Origin of the sequence: Tenacibaculum sp. HL-MS23 (assembly GCF_032463465.1) — a bacterium.
GTDB lineage: Bacteria > Bacteroidota > Bacteroidia > Flavobacteriales > Flavobacteriaceae > Polaribacter > Polaribacter bernardetii.
In genome coordinates, this window is record NZ_CP135989.1 from 1746206 (window position 1) to 1760581 (window position 14376).

Here is a 14376-nt window from a genome sequence, read left to right on the forward strand (position 1 = left end):
TAAACTTTAAAAAAATGAAAAACAATTTTTTATTAGGATTAGCAATTGCAACTACATTATTAACATCATGTGGTGAGGATGGTACTGCTGACATCGTTATAAACGACAACAGCATAACAAACAACAACAACGGTGGTACTAACCCGTCAACAGATGAAAGTGTAGAATTAAGAGGAAACTATACAAACGATTTAACTTTAGATGCTTCTAAAAGCTATACGATAACAGGACCAACAATTTTTGAAGATGGTACAACATTAACAATACCTGCTGGTACAATTATAAAAGCAGCTGCTACAGGTGCTGATGTATATTTAGCAATTGCACAAGGAGCTAAAATAATGGCTGAAGGTACTTCTAGTCAACCAATTATTTTTACATCAAGTGCAAATACACCAAATGCCGGTGATTGGGGTGGTTTAATTTTATTAGGAAAGGCTCCTATAAACTCTGTAGTTGGTGGTACTGCTACTTCTACTTCAGAAATTGCAAGTTTACCTTACGGTGGAAATATTGCTGATGATAACTCTGGAAAATTAAGTTTTGTAAGAGTAGAGTATTCTGGTGGTAAAGCTGATGGGTCTTCAGAAAACAACGGATTCTCTTTTTACGGAGTCGGTAATGCAACTACTGTAGAATATATTCAAATGTTTGAGGGAAAAGATGATGGAGTTGAATTCTTTGGTGGTACTGTAAACGTAAGTAATGTTTCTGTAGTAAATGCAGAAGATGATTCTATCGACTGGACAGAAGGATATTCAGGAACTATTACAAACGCTTATGTAAAGCACGGAACTGATCATGATAAAGGATTTGAATGTGATGGTTATAATACAGATATAGGAAACTTATCTAGCACTAACTTCTTTTCTAAACCTACTGTTACAAACGTAACTATTGAAGGTTTAGGCTCTGGTACTGAAAATGAAGCTATCCGTTTAAGAGCTGGTACACAAGGTATATTTAACAATGTTTTATTAGTAGGTTTTGCTGAAGGATTTGATCTTGATGGTGATAACACAGATAACCCAACTGGTAAAGGAGTTACAGAAGGTAATTTAAAAGCTACTGATGTAAAATTTGAGGATGTTACTGTTAAAGTAAAAAATGATACAGGTGTTGCTTTTACGACAGCAGACTTTATGACTGAAAACGCAGCTGCTACAGGTACAGATTATGCTACGTGGGGAGCAGGTTGGACTAGAAAATAATTTTTATTTTTAATAAAAAAAACCGAGCAATTGCTCGGTTTTTTTATGTGCTTATTTTTTTATCAAACTGTATAATAAATCTTCTAGTTTTTTTAATTCTTTAGGTGGGTTACCAGCATCAAAACTTGATGATACATATTTCTTACCTTTTAGTACAATCACTATTTTACCTATTAAAGCCATATCAGTAGCTCTGTTATTGGTTGCTGCTTTTAAATCAGCTATTTCAGTTAGCTTTATTAAACTTACCAACTCATTTAAACTCCTTAATTGTTCCTTAGAAAGCTCATATACACCTTCTTTTTTTGGTAATTTATAAGAAACCTCTTTAGCATCAACATTAATTAATGTCATACTTCCTCTTGTTCGAGCTTCATACTTAATACTATCAAAACTCTTATCTATATTTTGTGAGGCACAACTCATGGTTAATAGCATGAAAAAAGGTGTAATTATTTTTAAATATTTCATTTGATTAAATTTTAAGGTCACATGTAAATATAAAAAAAGACACCTTAAATAAGGTGTCTTTTAAAATTATATAGTAAGTTTAAATTTACTTCAACTTCTTCTTAACTGCTATTTCAGTATAAGCTTCAATTACATCTCCTTCAGCAATATCATTGTATCCTTTTATTTGAACACCACAATCATATCCTTTTGTTACTTCTTTAACATCATCTTTGAAACGTTTTAATGCAGTTAATACACCATCGTGAACAACAATTCCGTCTCTAATAATACGTATTTTAGAATCTCTTGTTATTTTACCACTCATTACCATACAACCTGCAATGTTACCAACTTTAGAAATTTTATAAACTTCTCTAATTTCAATATTTCCAAGAATTTCTTCTTTCATATCAGGAGATAACATTCCTTCCATAGCATCTTTAAGATCGTTAATAGCATCATAAATAATAGAATATGTTCTAATATCTACTTCTTCTCTATCTGCTACTACACGTGCATTTCCTTGCGGACGGACATTAAATCCTACAATAATGGCATCAGATGCTGTTGCTAATAATACATCAGATTCTGTAATTGCTCCAACTCCTTTATGTAAAATATTTACTTGAATTTCTTCAGTAGATAATTTCTGGAATGAATCTGTTAAGGCTTCTACCGAACCATCTACATCTCCTTTTAAGATAATGTTTAATTCTTTGAAATCTCCTAACGCAATACGACGACCAATTTCTGCTAATGTTAATGTTTTTTGAGTTCTTACAGATTGCTCTCTTTGTAATTGAGAACGTTTTGCTGCAATTTGTTTTGCTTCACGCTCATCTTCAAACACATTAAACTTATCACCTGCTTGTGGTGCACCGTCTAATCCTAATATTGATACAGGTGTAGATGGTCCGGCAACTGAAACTTTGTTTCCTTTATCATCAAACATAGCTCTTACTTTACCACTATGCTTACCTGCTAAAATATAATCTCCAATTTTTAATGAACCTGTTTGTACTAAAATTGTAGATACATATCCTCTACCTTTATCTAGTAATGCTTCAACAACTGCTCCTGTTGCAGTTCTATTTGGATTTGCTTTTAATTCTAAAATTTCTGCTTCAAGTAATACCTTTTCTAATAACTCAGGAATTCCTTCCCCTGTTTTAGCTGAAATATCTTGAGACTGAATATTACCTCCCCATTCTTCAATCAATAAATTCATCTGCGATAATTGTGTTTTCACATTATCTGGATTTGCATTTGGTTTATCAATCTTGTTAATAGCAAAAATAATTGGCACACCTGCTGCCTGAGCATGAGAAATAGCTTCTTTTGTTTGTGGCATTACATCATCATCTGCTGCAGCTACAATAATTACTAAATCTGTTACTTGAGCTCCACGCGCTCGCATTGCTGTAAAGGCCTCGTGACCTGGTGTATCTAAAAATGCTATTTGTTGATCTCCAACGTTTACTGAATATGCACCAATATGCTGAGTAATACCTCCTGATTCACCTTCAATTACATTCGCCTTACGGATGTAATCTAACAATGATGTTTTACCGTGATCTACGTGACCCATTACCGTAATAATTGGTGCACGTGTTATTAAATCTTCTGGCTTGTCTATAACTTCTTCAATAGATTCTTCTACCTCAGCGCCAACAAATTCTACTTTATGATTAAATTCTTCAGCAACAATAACTAATGTCTCTGCATCTAAACGCTGATTCATTGTTACCATCATTCCTAACATCATACATGAAGAAATAATGTTTGTTACAGGAACATCCATCATTGTAGCAACTTCACTTACAGTAACAAATTCAGTTACTTTTAAGATCTTATTGTCTAATGCTTGAGCTTCTAATTCCGCTTCAGTATGCTCTCTGTGTGCATCCCTTTTATTTCTACGGTATTTAGCTCCTTTACCTTTTTTAGATTTACCTTGAAGTCTTTCTAAAGTTTCACGTACTTGTTTTTGTACTTCTGCTTCTGTAGGTTCTTCTTTTTTAACAACTGCCGATCTTTGTCCTGGTCTTCCTCTTCCTCCTGGACGACCAACACCACCTCTTCCTGTTGGGCGACCAACACCACCACCTCTTGTAGAAGGTCTTCCTGATGTTCCTGGTTTTGCAGTTCCCGGCTTACTAATTCTTTTACGCTTCTTTTTATCAGCGTCAGATTTAGCATCTGGTTTTTTCTTCTTAGGTCTTTCAAATTGCTTTAAGTCAATTTTTTGACCTGTAATTCTAGGACCGTCAAGTTTTTTATACTGAGTTTTAAGTTTCTCAGCGTTTTCTGGAGTAACCTCTACTGGTTTCTCTTCTTTCACTTCTTCCACTTTTTTCTCTGCTACTTTTTCAGTTGGTTTTTCTTCAACCTTTTTCGGAGCCTCCTTTACTATTTTAAACTTTGCTTTTACTGGCTCTTTTCTTTCAATCTTAGCTGTAGGTGCTTCAGTTTTCTTTTCAACCACTTTTTCAGTTGATTTCTCAACCTTTTTAGCTTCTTGAACAGGAGTTTCTTCTTTAGGTGTTTCTTCAACCTTTTTCGGAGCTTCTTTTGTAGGTGCTGGCTTTTCTTCAACTGCTTTACCAGTTTTCACATCAATCTTACCTACAGTTTTAAGCTCTAATTTTTTAGCTTTAGCTTTTAAAACTTCTTGCTTTTTAGCTTCGTCTTCTACCCTCTTCTTCTCTTGCTCTTCTTCTACTTGTAGACGAATAGCTTCCTTTTCTTTACGCTTTTCTTCGCTTACTTCCTTAGAGGCTACTTTCTTAGATTTATCTGTTTGAAAACCATCAAATAATATTTGATATTCTTTATCAGAAATTTTAGTAGTAGGACGAGCTTCTATTTCATGACCACTTTTAGCTAAGTGTTCTACAGCTCTATCTAAAGAAATGTTTAATTCTCTTAATACTTTATTGAGTCTTAATTTGTTGCCTTCAGCCATAAATTATTTTATACTTTATATTCAAAAAACACACTTTATACTTTCGTATAGTTACGTTCTTTTTCTTTTAATGTCAGATTTTGTATTGATTATCATCAATTTTGCAGGAGACTGACTTCCTTTACTTTCTTTTATTCTTCGAATTCTTCTCTTAAAACTCTCTGAACATCTAATATTGTTTCTTCTTCTAAATCAGTTCTTTGTACTAACATCGAAACGTCTTTCTCAAGAACACTCTTTGCTGTATCTAAACCTATTTTTTTGAATTCTGCAATTACCCAAGCTTCAATTTCATCAGAAAACTCTGTTAACTCAACATCTTCTTCTTCTAAACCTTCACGCTGCACATCTATTTCGTAGCCTGTTAATTCACTAGCTAAACGAATATTTACTCCTGATCGCCCAATTGCTTTAGATACTTCTTCTGGCTTTAATAGAACACTTACACGTCCTTTCTTACCATTTTTCTCTTCCTCGTAAGGCTTAATATCTACCGATGTTACTTTTGCAGGGCTTAATGCTCTTGCTATAAATAACGGCTCGTTTTTAGTGTAATTGATTACATCGATGTTTTCGTTTCCTAATTCACGAACAATACCGTGAATACGAGATCCTTTTACACCAACACAAGCTCCTACAGGATCAATTCTATCATCATAAGAATCTACCGCTACTTTTGCTTTATCACCAGGTATTCTTGCAACACCTTCAATAGTAATTAATCCGTCAAAAACTTCTGGTATTTCTTGTTCAAATAATTTTACTAAGAAAGCTGGTGAAGTTCTTGATAATATAATAGCAGGTTTATTACCTCTTAATTCTACCGTCTTTATAACTCCACGAACAGAATCTCCTTTTCTGAAAAAATCTGAACGAATTTGCTCACTTTTTGGTAAAACGATTTCGTTTCCTTCATCGTCTAACAAAATTACTGCATTATGTCGGATATGGTGCACTTCAGCACTATAAATTTCACCTTCTAACTCTTTAAATTGCTTAAAGATGTTTGTACTATCGTGCTCGTGTATTTTAGAAATTAAATTTTGGCGTAATGCTAAAATAGCACGTCTTCCTAAATCGATTAACTTTACTTCTTCTGATACATCTTCACCGATTTCAAAATCTGGTTCAATTCTTCTTGCTTCTGCAAGCTCTATTTCTTCATTATCATCTTCTGAAAAACCATCAGCAACTACTACACGGTTTCTCCAAATTTCTAAATCCCCTTTATCTGGATTAATAATTATATCAAAGTTATCATCAGATCCAAACCTACGTTTTAATGCTGCACGAAATACTTCTTCTAAGATAGACATTAGTGTTACCCTGTCTATACTTTTATTATCTTTAAACTCTGAAAATGATTCAATTAACGCAATATTTTCCATTTCATTCTCTTATTAAAATATGATCTTCACTTTTGCTTCTTTTATCTCTTCATACAATAAAACCATTGTTTTCTCTACCGTATGTTTTCCTTTACCAATTGGTTTAGGTTCTCTCGCTTTCCAAAACAATGTAATAGTATCTTCAGTTGCTTCGGTTAACGTTCCTTCAAATTCTTCTGTTGCTGTTTTAACTTTTAGAATTCTACTAATATTCTTTTTATACTGACGCTTCACTGTAAGCGCATGTGCAATATCTGGTGTTGTAACCTCTAAAGAGAAATCTTCTTCTTCTCTATCTAAATTATGCTCTATTTTTCTACTAATACGCATACATTCATTTAAAGGTACTCCTGAATCACCATCAACAATCACTTTTATTTTACTGTTCGCTAAAAATTGCAAATCGATTAAATATAACGATTCGTTCTCTTGCAAAGCTTCCTGTAATAATTCTTTTACTTTTTCTTGATTCATCCTGAGGTATAAAAAGAGGGGACTCTCGTCCCCTTCCATCCATCTAATTAATAAATTTGCTGCAAAGATAGTAAGTTATTCATTAACACGCAAATATCTTCTTCTTCAAAATACTTCACGTAAACAGAAAGAATTATCTACTTAAATATACCGCTATCATGAGAAAAAGACTCAGTTTTATAAATTACGATGCGTTTTATTGTTCCACAAAAAACAAAAGCTAAAACACTTAATATTCTTATTGGTTAGTATCTAACCAATTTTGCACTCTTAATTCGCTATTCTTTTTTACATCTAACCAAAATAAATTAATATCTCCTGCGTGATAGTTCTTAAGAAATGACATAAAAAAACGCAATGGAAATTTAGGATTTGTAGACCAAACTAAACCGTCTGTAATTTCAATTTTTAATGCTTGACAATATAAATTACCATTGCTATATAAAAAACCTTTATGCTCTTTTAACGCTGTAGTTTTAGAAGCATCCCAAGTTATTGGGTTTGTTGTTACGCTTCCTTTATACCAATCTTTATTTTTAGGGAAATTCCCTTTCTTAAAAGTATTCCAAGAAACAAAACCTCCTATTTCTTCTGGAGAATCCATCGGCTTAATTGTTTTAAACTCGTTAGGTGCTACGCGCATCCCAGGAATATAAGCTGCTACTAACCTGTTTCGGAGTGGTTTTTTATCAAAAAAATCTTTTAATAATCGAATTGCGTGCCTAGAACCCTGACTATGACCTGCAATTATAATAGGTCGATCATTGTTATACTTTTTTAAATATACTTGAAAAGCATTTTTCACATCTTCATACGCTAAACCTAAAGCCTTATTGCCTCCTTTTTTATGCTTTTTATTAAAAGACCGGTAATGTGCTTGTCTATAAAAAGGCACATACATTTGCCCAGATGTTGCAAAGGCTGAAGCCTGATATAAAACAACTTTGTTTAACACTTTATCATTCTGTTCTTTATCGGTTATAGGAACATTCCATCGGTCATCTTTTTTACTCGTATTTAAAGTTGGATATATATAAAAAACATCTGCTTTTAAAGTGGTGTTTTGAGAAGGTAAGTATTTAGCAAAACCTTTTGGGTATGTAGATGGTAAAACTGCCCATGAGCTTTCTAACTCATAATTTGGCTTTGAAGGACTATTTTTATCGCTAAACATTTGTGTATTGTAAGTTGATTTACAACTACCAAAAATGACTAACAAAAACACACCTATTACAATCTTAACACTTTTCATTTTTTACATTTTTCTTAGTAAATCATTTTTTTTTGAACACTTCATTCCAAAATGCGTATATATAACTATTAGGTCTGAATTCATTTTAAACAAATCTTCTTTCAATTATTGAAAATAGGCGCGCTTCGTATTCTTCTTTATTAGACCAATCATAATCTGGTTTAATCATTTTATTAATGAATTTTTTAGCCTCTTTCTCTGTTTTAAATGTATTTAACTGAGAAACTACTCTATTAAAATCACTTTGATTTCCATCAAACAAATGCTTTACAAAAACAATTCTATCGTTTAAATCTATTTGAATAGTATTTTGCAGTTGATCATTTAATGACTTTCTTAAATCAACTTTTTCAAATAAATCAGCCATAACGTCAACTGAAATTGTTCCTTCTAACTCATCTTCAAGAGTGCCTTTTTTCACATCTTTAATCTCTTCATCATCTTCAACTATCTCTTCTTCCGTAAATAATAAATTCTCAATCTCATCAAAAGGTTGTTCTACAATCTCTTTTACCTCTTCTAAACTTATTATTTCCTCTTCAATTTCTACAGTAACTTCCTCAACAGCTTCAACCTTGGTAATTCCAACGACTTCTTTAACAGATTCAATTTCAGCAACTTCAACAATCTCTACTACTTCTGTAACAGGTTCGTTTGTAACTTCAGCGACGACTTCTACTTCTTTAATTTTTTCTTCAGCCTCTTCTTCTAGTTGGTGTATAACTTTATTTGTTGTTTTAAAAGAATCTTCAGCGTTACTTTCTTTGCTTTTCTTTTCTTCTGCCAACAAAATATCACTTAATAATTCTTCTTTTGTCTTTAAAGGATTATGGGTGTTATTTATGTATTCTTCTACATATGCTAAAACCGAAAGTTTTTCATAAACCTCATGAGCCTTCTGTTTTAACTCAAACACATCATCTTTATTTTTCATTCGTAAAATGCTGTGTGCTAAACTGGTTAAATCTGATGCTAGTTTTTTGTGCATAAGTTGTTCTTTGATTTTAATTTTTGCTGTTAAATTTTAATAAATTTGTTGCTTAGTCGAAAGTAACACAAAAATCAATAATAGCGCTTAAAATTACAAAATGTTTCTTGAAAATACAGTAAATCATACAGAACAATTTGGTTGGATTGAGGTAATTTGCGGCTCAATGTTTTCGGGTAAAACCGAAGAATTAATTCGCAGACTTAAACGTGCGCAATTTGCAAAGCAACGCGTAGAGATTTTTAAACCCTCAGTAGATACTCGTTACGACGATGAAGAAGTGGTATCTCATAATGCCACCAAAATTAGATCAACACCAGTTCCGTCCTCATCAAATATTAGAATATTAGCTAATAATGTTGATGTTGTTGGTATTGATGAAGCACAGTTTTTCGACGATGAAATCGTTGCTGTTTGTAACGATTTAGCCAACAGAGGCGTGCGAGTTATTGTTGCGGGTTTAGATATGGATTTTAAAGGAAACCCTTTCGGACCGATGCCTGCACTAATGGCAACTGCCGAATATGTAACAAAAGTACATGCCGTTTGTACTCATACAGGTAACTTAGCTCACTATAGCTATAGAAAAGCGTTAAATGACGATTTGGTTTTACTTGGCGAAACCCAAGAATACGAACCATTAAGTAGAGCCGCCTATTACAAAGCAATGCAAGTGCAAAACAAAAAGAAAGAAAACCTATCGGATGAATAATCATGTTACTGTTTTAGAAATTGATGCAGCGTCTGTGCATCATAATCTTGCTTATTTTAAGCAAAAATTAAATCCTAAAACCAAAGTTTTAGCGGTTGTAAAAGCTTTTGGTTACGGTAGTGAAGCTACTGAGGTGGCAAAAATGCTTCAAGACAAAGTAGATTATTTTGCGGTTGCTTATTCTAACGAAGGAATTATTTTACGCGATGCCGGTATTAAAACACCTATTTTAGTTTTACATCCACAGATTCAGAATTTAGAGGATATTGCAAAATACCGACTAGAACCAAACCTGTATAATTTTAAAATATTGGAGGCTTTTTTACAATTAGCGGATAAAAAGCCACTAATGAATTACCCTATTCACATTAAATTTAACACAGGTTTAAACAGATTAGGTTTTTGGCACACCGATACTCCGATGCTTATTACTCAATTAAAAAAATCTAACAATATAAAAGTTGCATCAATTTTTTCTCATTTAGCCGCGAGTGAAGATGCTAATGAGCAAGATTTTACAATTGGGCAAATAAATAACTTTGCTTATATCGTAAAAGAGATTTATCAGCATTTAGGTTACAAACCTATGATTCATATCCTAAACACTTCTGGCGTTGTTAATTACCCACAAGCTCAGTTTGATATGGTTCGTATAGGCATCGGCTTGTATGGTTTTGGAAACAACGAATATGAAACTTCTCAATTAAAAAATACCCATACCTTAAAATCTATTATATCGCAAATACATATAGTTCAGCCTGGCGAAACTGTAGGTTACAGTAGGGCTTTTGTTGCTAGTAAACTAACTCGTAGCGCAACTATTCCTATCGGACATGCAGATGGTATTTCGCGAAAACTAGGAAATAAAGAAGGCTTTGTATTTATCAATAATCAACCTGCTCCTATCATCGGAAATGTTTGTATGGATATGATTATGGTTGATGTTACAAAAATTGACTGTAAAGAAGGTGATGAGGTTATTATTTTTAACCATCAAAAACACATTCAATATATTGCTCATAAGTGCGAAACTATTTCGTATGAAATACTTACCGCAATATCTGAACGTATAAAAAGATTGGTTAAAAGCTAAATTTTATTTACTTTTCTACTCAATTAACTATTAAAACTCAAAAATATGGGAATGCTTAAAGAATTTAAAGAGTTTGCAATGAAAGGTAACTTAGTCGACATTGCTGTTGGTTTTGTTATGGGTGCAGCTTTTAAACAAGTAGTAACTTCTTTTACTGGCGGTATAGTATCTCCTTTAATTGGCTTATTATTTAATGCCGATTTTAAAGATTTAAAATACATTGCTAAAGAAGGTATAGCAGACGAAGCCGGAAAAATAACAGGTGAAGTTGCTATTTTATATGGTGAGTTTCTAACCAATGTTATCGACTTTATTATTGTAGCTTTTGTAATGTTTATGGTGGTAAAAGCGATAAACGCAATGAAAAAGAAGGAAGAACCAGCTCCTGCTGCTCCAAAAGGACCGAGTCAGGAAGATTTATTAGGCGAAATTAGAGATTTGCTAAAAAACAAATAACAACTAATTACAAATACAAAAAAGCCGGTAAAATTAAATTTACCGGCTTTTTTTATTTTAAATGTGTTTCCCTTTTTCCCAACCATGTTTTCCTAAATATTGATCTCCGCTTTCTACTGCTCCTTCTTCGATCGAAGTTCCCATAGAGTCGTTCCACCTATTTAAATATCCGAAGAGAGAAATAACACCTAACATTTCTACAATCTCTCCTTCATCCCAATATTTATACAATTCGGCTTTTATCTTATCATCAACCATATTCGGAACCATAGAAGCAGCTAATGAAAAATCTAACGCAGCTCGTTCTGCTTCAGAAAAAGCAGCGTGCGTTTTATATTCCCAAATATTATCTAATTGCTCTTGTTCTGCTCCATAACGTTCCGCTGCTCTAATAGCATGCGCTTGGCAATACCTACAACCTGTAGCGTTACTAGAAACCCAAGCAATCATTCTTTTTAAAGCTGATGTTACCTTACCCTCATTTGCCATAACTGCTTTATTTAAGTTGATAAAAGCTTTTGAAATGGCAGGACGCCTTTGCATTGTTAAAACCGAATTCGGACAAAACCCAAGTGTTTCATTAAAAAACTCGGCTAATTCTTTTGTTTCTTTATCATGATCGGCAGATAATGGTGTTACTAATGGCATATGTTTTATTTTTTGATGATTTTTTACTGTAGTTTTGTAAAAGAGCGCAACATCTCGTTGCTTCTTTTTTAAATTTGCATACGCAATAAACAAAAAAATAATCAAATTATGGCATCACATACAGTTACAACAGTTTGGAAAGAAAATATGCAATTCGAAACTGATAATCCAAGCGGACATAAAGTTTTAATTGATACTTCTGAAGAAAACGGAGGAAACAATTCTGGTTTAGGACCAAAGGCAATGATGTTATCGTCTTTAGCAGGTTGCTCTGGTTTAGATGTGATTTCTTTATTAAATAAAATGAGAACTTCTGTGGCCGATTTTAAAATGGAAGTTACTGGCGAGTTAACAGAAGAACATCCTAAATATTATGATAAAGTTTCGGTTGATTATCATTTTTACGGAACAGATTTAGATGAAGAAAAAATTAATAAAGCAGTAAAATTATCAGTAGATAAATATTGTGGTGTTATGGAAATGTTTAGAAAATTTGCGGATGTAAAAACCACAAATCACTTTCATAAGCAATAAACACCTACTTTATTTATAATCTTTATATCATTCTGAATTTATTTCAGAATCACATACTTACAATAAACAACTTAGGATTAATTAACACAATCATTTCGTTTTAAATTAAAAATATGCGTTGGACTTTAAAACCAGCACCCGATTCTAAAAAAGTAAATCAATTAGCTAAAGAATTATCTGTCGATAAAACTTTGGCTAAAATTCTTGTGCAACGAAATATTGACACTTTTGATAAAGCAAAACAATTTTTTAGACCTTCATTAAACGACTTACACGATCCGTTTTTAATGAAAGATATGCAAATAGCGGTTGAACGAATTGAAAAAGCAATTGCCAACAACGAAAATATTTTAGTTTTTGGCGATTATGATGTTGACGGAACCACTGCCGTTTCTTTAATGTCGTCTTATTTAAAAACAATTCACCCAAATATTGCCACTTATATTCCCGATAGATACGCCGAAGGTTATGGTGTTTCCTACATGGGAATTGACTTTGCACAAGACAATGATTTCTCGTTAATTATTGCTTTAGATTGCGGAATAAAAGCTATCGATAAGGTTGCGTATGCATCTAAAAAAAATATCGATTTTATTATTTGTGATCACCATAAACCAGGAGTAGAAGTACCAAAAGCTGTTGCCATTTTAAATCCGAAGCAAGTAGATTGTTCGTATCCGTATGATGAATTATGTGGTTGCGGAGTTGGTTTTAAATTGATTCAAGCATTGGCATCAAAAAGAAATCAAACTATTGATGATTTAGTAGGTTATTTAGATTTGGTTGCCACCGCAATTGCAGCAGATATCGTTCCGATGACGGGCGAAAACAGAACGCTAGCTTATTGGGGTTTGCAGGTAATTAATTCGCAGCCAAGAAACGGAATTAAAGCAATTATTCATCAATTAGATAAAAAAGTATTAACCATTACCGATGTTGTTTTTATTATCGCTCCGCGGATAAATGCTGCGGGTAGAATGAAGCACGGTAATCATGCTGTTGAACTCTTAACTGAAATGGATTTTGAGGCTGCTGTTGATTTTGCCTCCTCTATAGAAAAATACAATTCAGACAGAAAAGAACTCGATAAAAAAATTACGCAAGAAGCCTTGCTTCAAATTGAAAAAAACGAAGAAACTGAAAAATTTACTTCTGTTGTTTTTGATGAAAGTTGGCACAAAGGTGTTATCGGGATTGTAGCTTCTCGCTTAATAGAAACTTATTACAGACCAACCTTAGTTTTTACTAAAAGTGGCGATAAATTAGCTGCTTCTGCTAGATCGGTAAAAGGGTTTGATGTATATAATGCGCTAGAACAATGTGCGGAGTTTATTGAACAATTTGGTGGCCATAAATATGCCGCGGGCTTAACTTTATTGCCCGAACAATATGAAGGTTTTAAAAATAAATTTGAAGAAGTTGTTGCAGCAACTATCGATAAAGATTTATTGATTCCTGAAATTAGTATCGATGCTGAATTAGATTTATCTGAAATTTCCCCTAAATTTTATAGAATAGTACAGCAAATGGCACCTTTTGGGCCGTTAAATATGAAACCTACTTTTTCAACCTCATCAGTTAGAGATAATGGCTACGGAAAACAAGTTGGAGCAGATAAAACACATTTAAAACTAAATATTATTTACGGTTCAGATAAAAGAACATACAATGCTATTGGTTTTAATTTAGGTAAAAAATTAGCTGTTGTTCAGAATGAATTTGATATTGTTTATGCATTAGATGAAAATACTTGGAACGGTAATACTACAATTCAATTAATGCTAAAAGATTTAAAATAATTTATTTAGAATTATTCTAAATAAATTATATATTTGTTTCCATAATACGATTGAATATGGAAAATATTATTAAAATATACGACAACAAAATTGGTGTTTCATTTTGCTGGAAAGACACAAGTACTAATTTAATTCAGATTATATTTCGAGATACAGGTTTTCATTTAAATGAAAACGAAATTGAAAGTTTTTTAGAAAAAGTAATTGACTCAAAAAGTCAAAAAAATTGCCCTACCTGCATCGAAGGAGAAAATTGCAAATCTATTTTATTACAAACACCCTCTAACAAAGTAAGCATGGCTGTATCAATGGTAGAATTGTCTCAAATAGATGATTTACTTAAGGGAACGTTGTTTCAAATACGCATGAACAACTATCTAGATGATTTGTGTAAAAATTAAAA

General features: G+C 32.7%; 14 protein-coding genes. 7 read left to right on the plus strand and 7 right to left on the minus strand.

The features are described 5' to 3' along the window. Window positions 1-14: 14 nt before the first annotated feature. The gene (locus RRF68_RS08205) at window positions 15-1211 is read left to right on the plus strand and encodes a multidrug transporter (RefSeq protein ID WP_275314993.1); all 1197 of its coding nucleotides are present in this window, start codon (window positions 15-17) and stop codon (window positions 1209-1211) included. 51 nt (window positions 1212-1262) lie between these two features. Here the strand turns inward: RRF68_RS08205 and RRF68_RS08210 are convergent, their stop codons facing one another. The 6 genes from RRF68_RS08210 to RRF68_RS08235 form a co-directional block, all read right to left on the minus strand. Next, window positions 1263-1682: a hypothetical protein gene (locus RRF68_RS08210; RefSeq protein WP_315944040.1), complete on the minus strand. Its 420-nt coding sequence runs from the start codon at window positions 1680-1682 to the stop codon at window positions 1263-1265. Window positions 1683-1767: 85 nt separating this feature from the next. Beyond that, complete coding sequence (gene infB / locus RRF68_RS08215; protein WP_315944041.1) at window positions 1768-4629, minus strand: translation initiation factor IF-2; 2862 nt, start codon at window positions 4627-4629, stop codon at window positions 1768-1770. A gap of 131 nt (window positions 4630-4760) precedes the next feature. Further along, complete coding sequence (gene nusA / locus RRF68_RS08220; RefSeq protein WP_275314996.1) at window positions 4761-6017, minus strand: transcription termination factor NusA; 1257 nt, start codon at window positions 6015-6017, stop codon at window positions 4761-4763. A 12-nt stretch (window positions 6018-6029) separates the two neighbouring features. Further along, the gene (gene rimP, locus RRF68_RS08225; RefSeq protein ID WP_218771647.1) at window positions 6030-6491 is read right to left on the minus strand and encodes a ribosome assembly cofactor RimP; all 462 of its coding nucleotides are present in this window, start codon (window positions 6489-6491) and stop codon (window positions 6030-6032) included. 238 nt (window positions 6492-6729) lie between these two features. Continuing rightward, entirely contained in the window at window positions 6730-7743 is a 1014-nt protein-coding gene (locus RRF68_RS08230; protein WP_315944042.1) for a DUF3089 domain-containing protein, read from the minus strand. 85 nt (window positions 7744-7828) lie between these two features. Beyond that, window positions 7829-8731: a hypothetical protein gene (locus RRF68_RS08235; protein ID WP_315944043.1), complete on the minus strand. Its 903-nt coding sequence runs from the start codon at window positions 8729-8731 to the stop codon at window positions 7829-7831. Window positions 8732-8831: 100 nt separating this feature from the next. On the opposite strand from RRF68_RS08235, the gene RRF68_RS08240 reads away from it, so the two are divergent. The 3 genes from RRF68_RS08240 to mscL are packed head-to-tail and all read left to right on the plus strand — an operon-like array spanning window position 8832 to window position 10992. After that, the gene (locus RRF68_RS08240) at window positions 8832-9443 is read left to right on the plus strand and encodes a thymidine kinase (RefSeq protein WP_275315000.1); all 612 of its coding nucleotides are present in this window, start codon (window positions 8832-8834) and stop codon (window positions 9441-9443) included. After that, window positions 9436-10536 (plus strand): alanine racemase, encoded by a 1101-nt coding sequence (gene alr / locus RRF68_RS08245; RefSeq protein WP_315944044.1) that lies wholly within the window; start codon window positions 9436-9438, stop codon window positions 10534-10536. Before RRF68_RS08240 ends, alr begins: the two co-directional genes overlap by 8 nt. A 45-nt stretch (window positions 10537-10581) precedes the next feature. Continuing rightward, a complete protein-coding gene (gene mscL, locus RRF68_RS08250) occupies window positions 10582-10992 on the plus strand; it encodes a large-conductance mechanosensitive channel protein MscL (RefSeq protein WP_315944045.1) in 411 nt (136 codons plus the stop codon). Window positions 10993-11049: 57 nt separating this feature from the next. On the opposite strand, the gene RRF68_RS08255 is transcribed toward mscL, so the two are convergent. Continuing rightward, window positions 11050-11640 carry a carboxymuconolactone decarboxylase family protein gene (locus tag RRF68_RS08255; RefSeq protein WP_218771652.1) on the minus strand — a complete coding sequence of 197 codons (591 nt, stop codon included), beginning with the start codon at window positions 11638-11640 and terminating at the stop codon, window positions 11050-11052. Between the two features lie 108 nt (window positions 11641-11748). Between RRF68_RS08255 and RRF68_RS08260 the strand changes: the two genes are divergently transcribed. From RRF68_RS08260 to RRF68_RS08270, 3 genes are all read left to right on the plus strand, one after another. Next, a complete protein-coding gene (locus RRF68_RS08260; protein ID WP_315944046.1) occupies window positions 11749-12174 on the plus strand; it encodes an OsmC family protein in 426 nt (141 codons plus the stop codon). 113 nt (window positions 12175-12287) lie between these two features. After that, window positions 12288-13973, plus strand: coding sequence for a single-stranded-DNA-specific exonuclease RecJ (recJ, locus tag RRF68_RS08265; RefSeq protein ID WP_315944047.1), 1686 nt, complete (start codon window positions 12288-12290; stop codon window positions 13971-13973). A 56-nt stretch (window positions 13974-14029) separates the two neighbouring features. Then, a complete protein-coding gene (locus tag RRF68_RS08270) occupies window positions 14030-14374 on the plus strand; it encodes a hypothetical protein (protein ID WP_315944048.1) in 345 nt (114 codons plus the stop codon). The last annotated feature ends 2 nt before the right edge of the window (window positions 14375-14376 follow it).

Excerpts from the sequence above, each read along its gene's own strand:
- RRF68_RS08205 (WP_275314993.1), top strand. The coding sequence starts at position 15 with ATGAAAAACAATTTTTTATTAGGATTAGCAATTGCAACTACATTATTA.
- infB (WP_315944041.1), bottom strand. The coding sequence starts at position 4,629 with ATGGCTGAAGGCAACAAATTAAGACTCAATAAAGTATTAAGAGAATTA.
- RRF68_RS08260 (WP_315944046.1), top strand. The coding sequence starts at position 11,749 with ATGGCATCACATACAGTTACAACAGTTTGGAAAGAAAATATGCAATTC.
- nusA (WP_275314996.1), bottom strand. The coding sequence starts at position 6,017 with ATGGAAAATATTGCGTTAATTGAATCATTTTCAGAGTTTAAAGATAAT.
- RRF68_RS08240 (WP_275315000.1), top strand. The coding sequence starts at position 8,832 with ATGTTTCTTGAAAATACAGTAAATCATACAGAACAATTTGGTTGGATT.
- RRF68_RS08270 (WP_315944048.1), top strand. The coding sequence starts at position 14,030 with ATGGAAAATATTATTAAAATATACGACAACAAAATTGGTGTTTCATTT.
- RRF68_RS08255 (WP_218771652.1), bottom strand. The coding sequence starts at position 11,640 with ATGCCATTAGTAACACCATTATCTGCCGATCATGATAAAGAAACAAAA.
- RRF68_RS08230 (WP_315944042.1), bottom strand. The coding sequence starts at position 7,743 with ATGAAAAGTGTTAAGATTGTAATAGGTGTGTTTTTGTTAGTCATTTTT.
- mscL (WP_315944045.1), top strand. The coding sequence starts at position 10,582 with ATGGGAATGCTTAAAGAATTTAAAGAGTTTGCAATGAAAGGTAACTTA.
- rimP (WP_218771647.1), bottom strand. The coding sequence starts at position 6,491 with ATGAATCAAGAAAAAGTAAAAGAATTATTACAGGAAGCTTTGCAAGAG.
- RRF68_RS08235 (WP_315944043.1), bottom strand. The coding sequence starts at position 8,731 with ATGCACAAAAAACTAGCATCAGATTTAACCAGTTTAGCACACAGCATT.
- alr (WP_315944044.1), top strand. The coding sequence starts at position 9,436 with ATGAATAATCATGTTACTGTTTTAGAAATTGATGCAGCGTCTGTGCAT.
- RRF68_RS08210 (WP_315944040.1), bottom strand. The coding sequence starts at position 1,682 with ATGAAATATTTAAAAATAATTACACCTTTTTTCATGCTATTAACCATG.
- recJ (WP_315944047.1), top strand. The coding sequence starts at position 12,288 with ATGCGTTGGACTTTAAAACCAGCACCCGATTCTAAAAAAGTAAATCAA.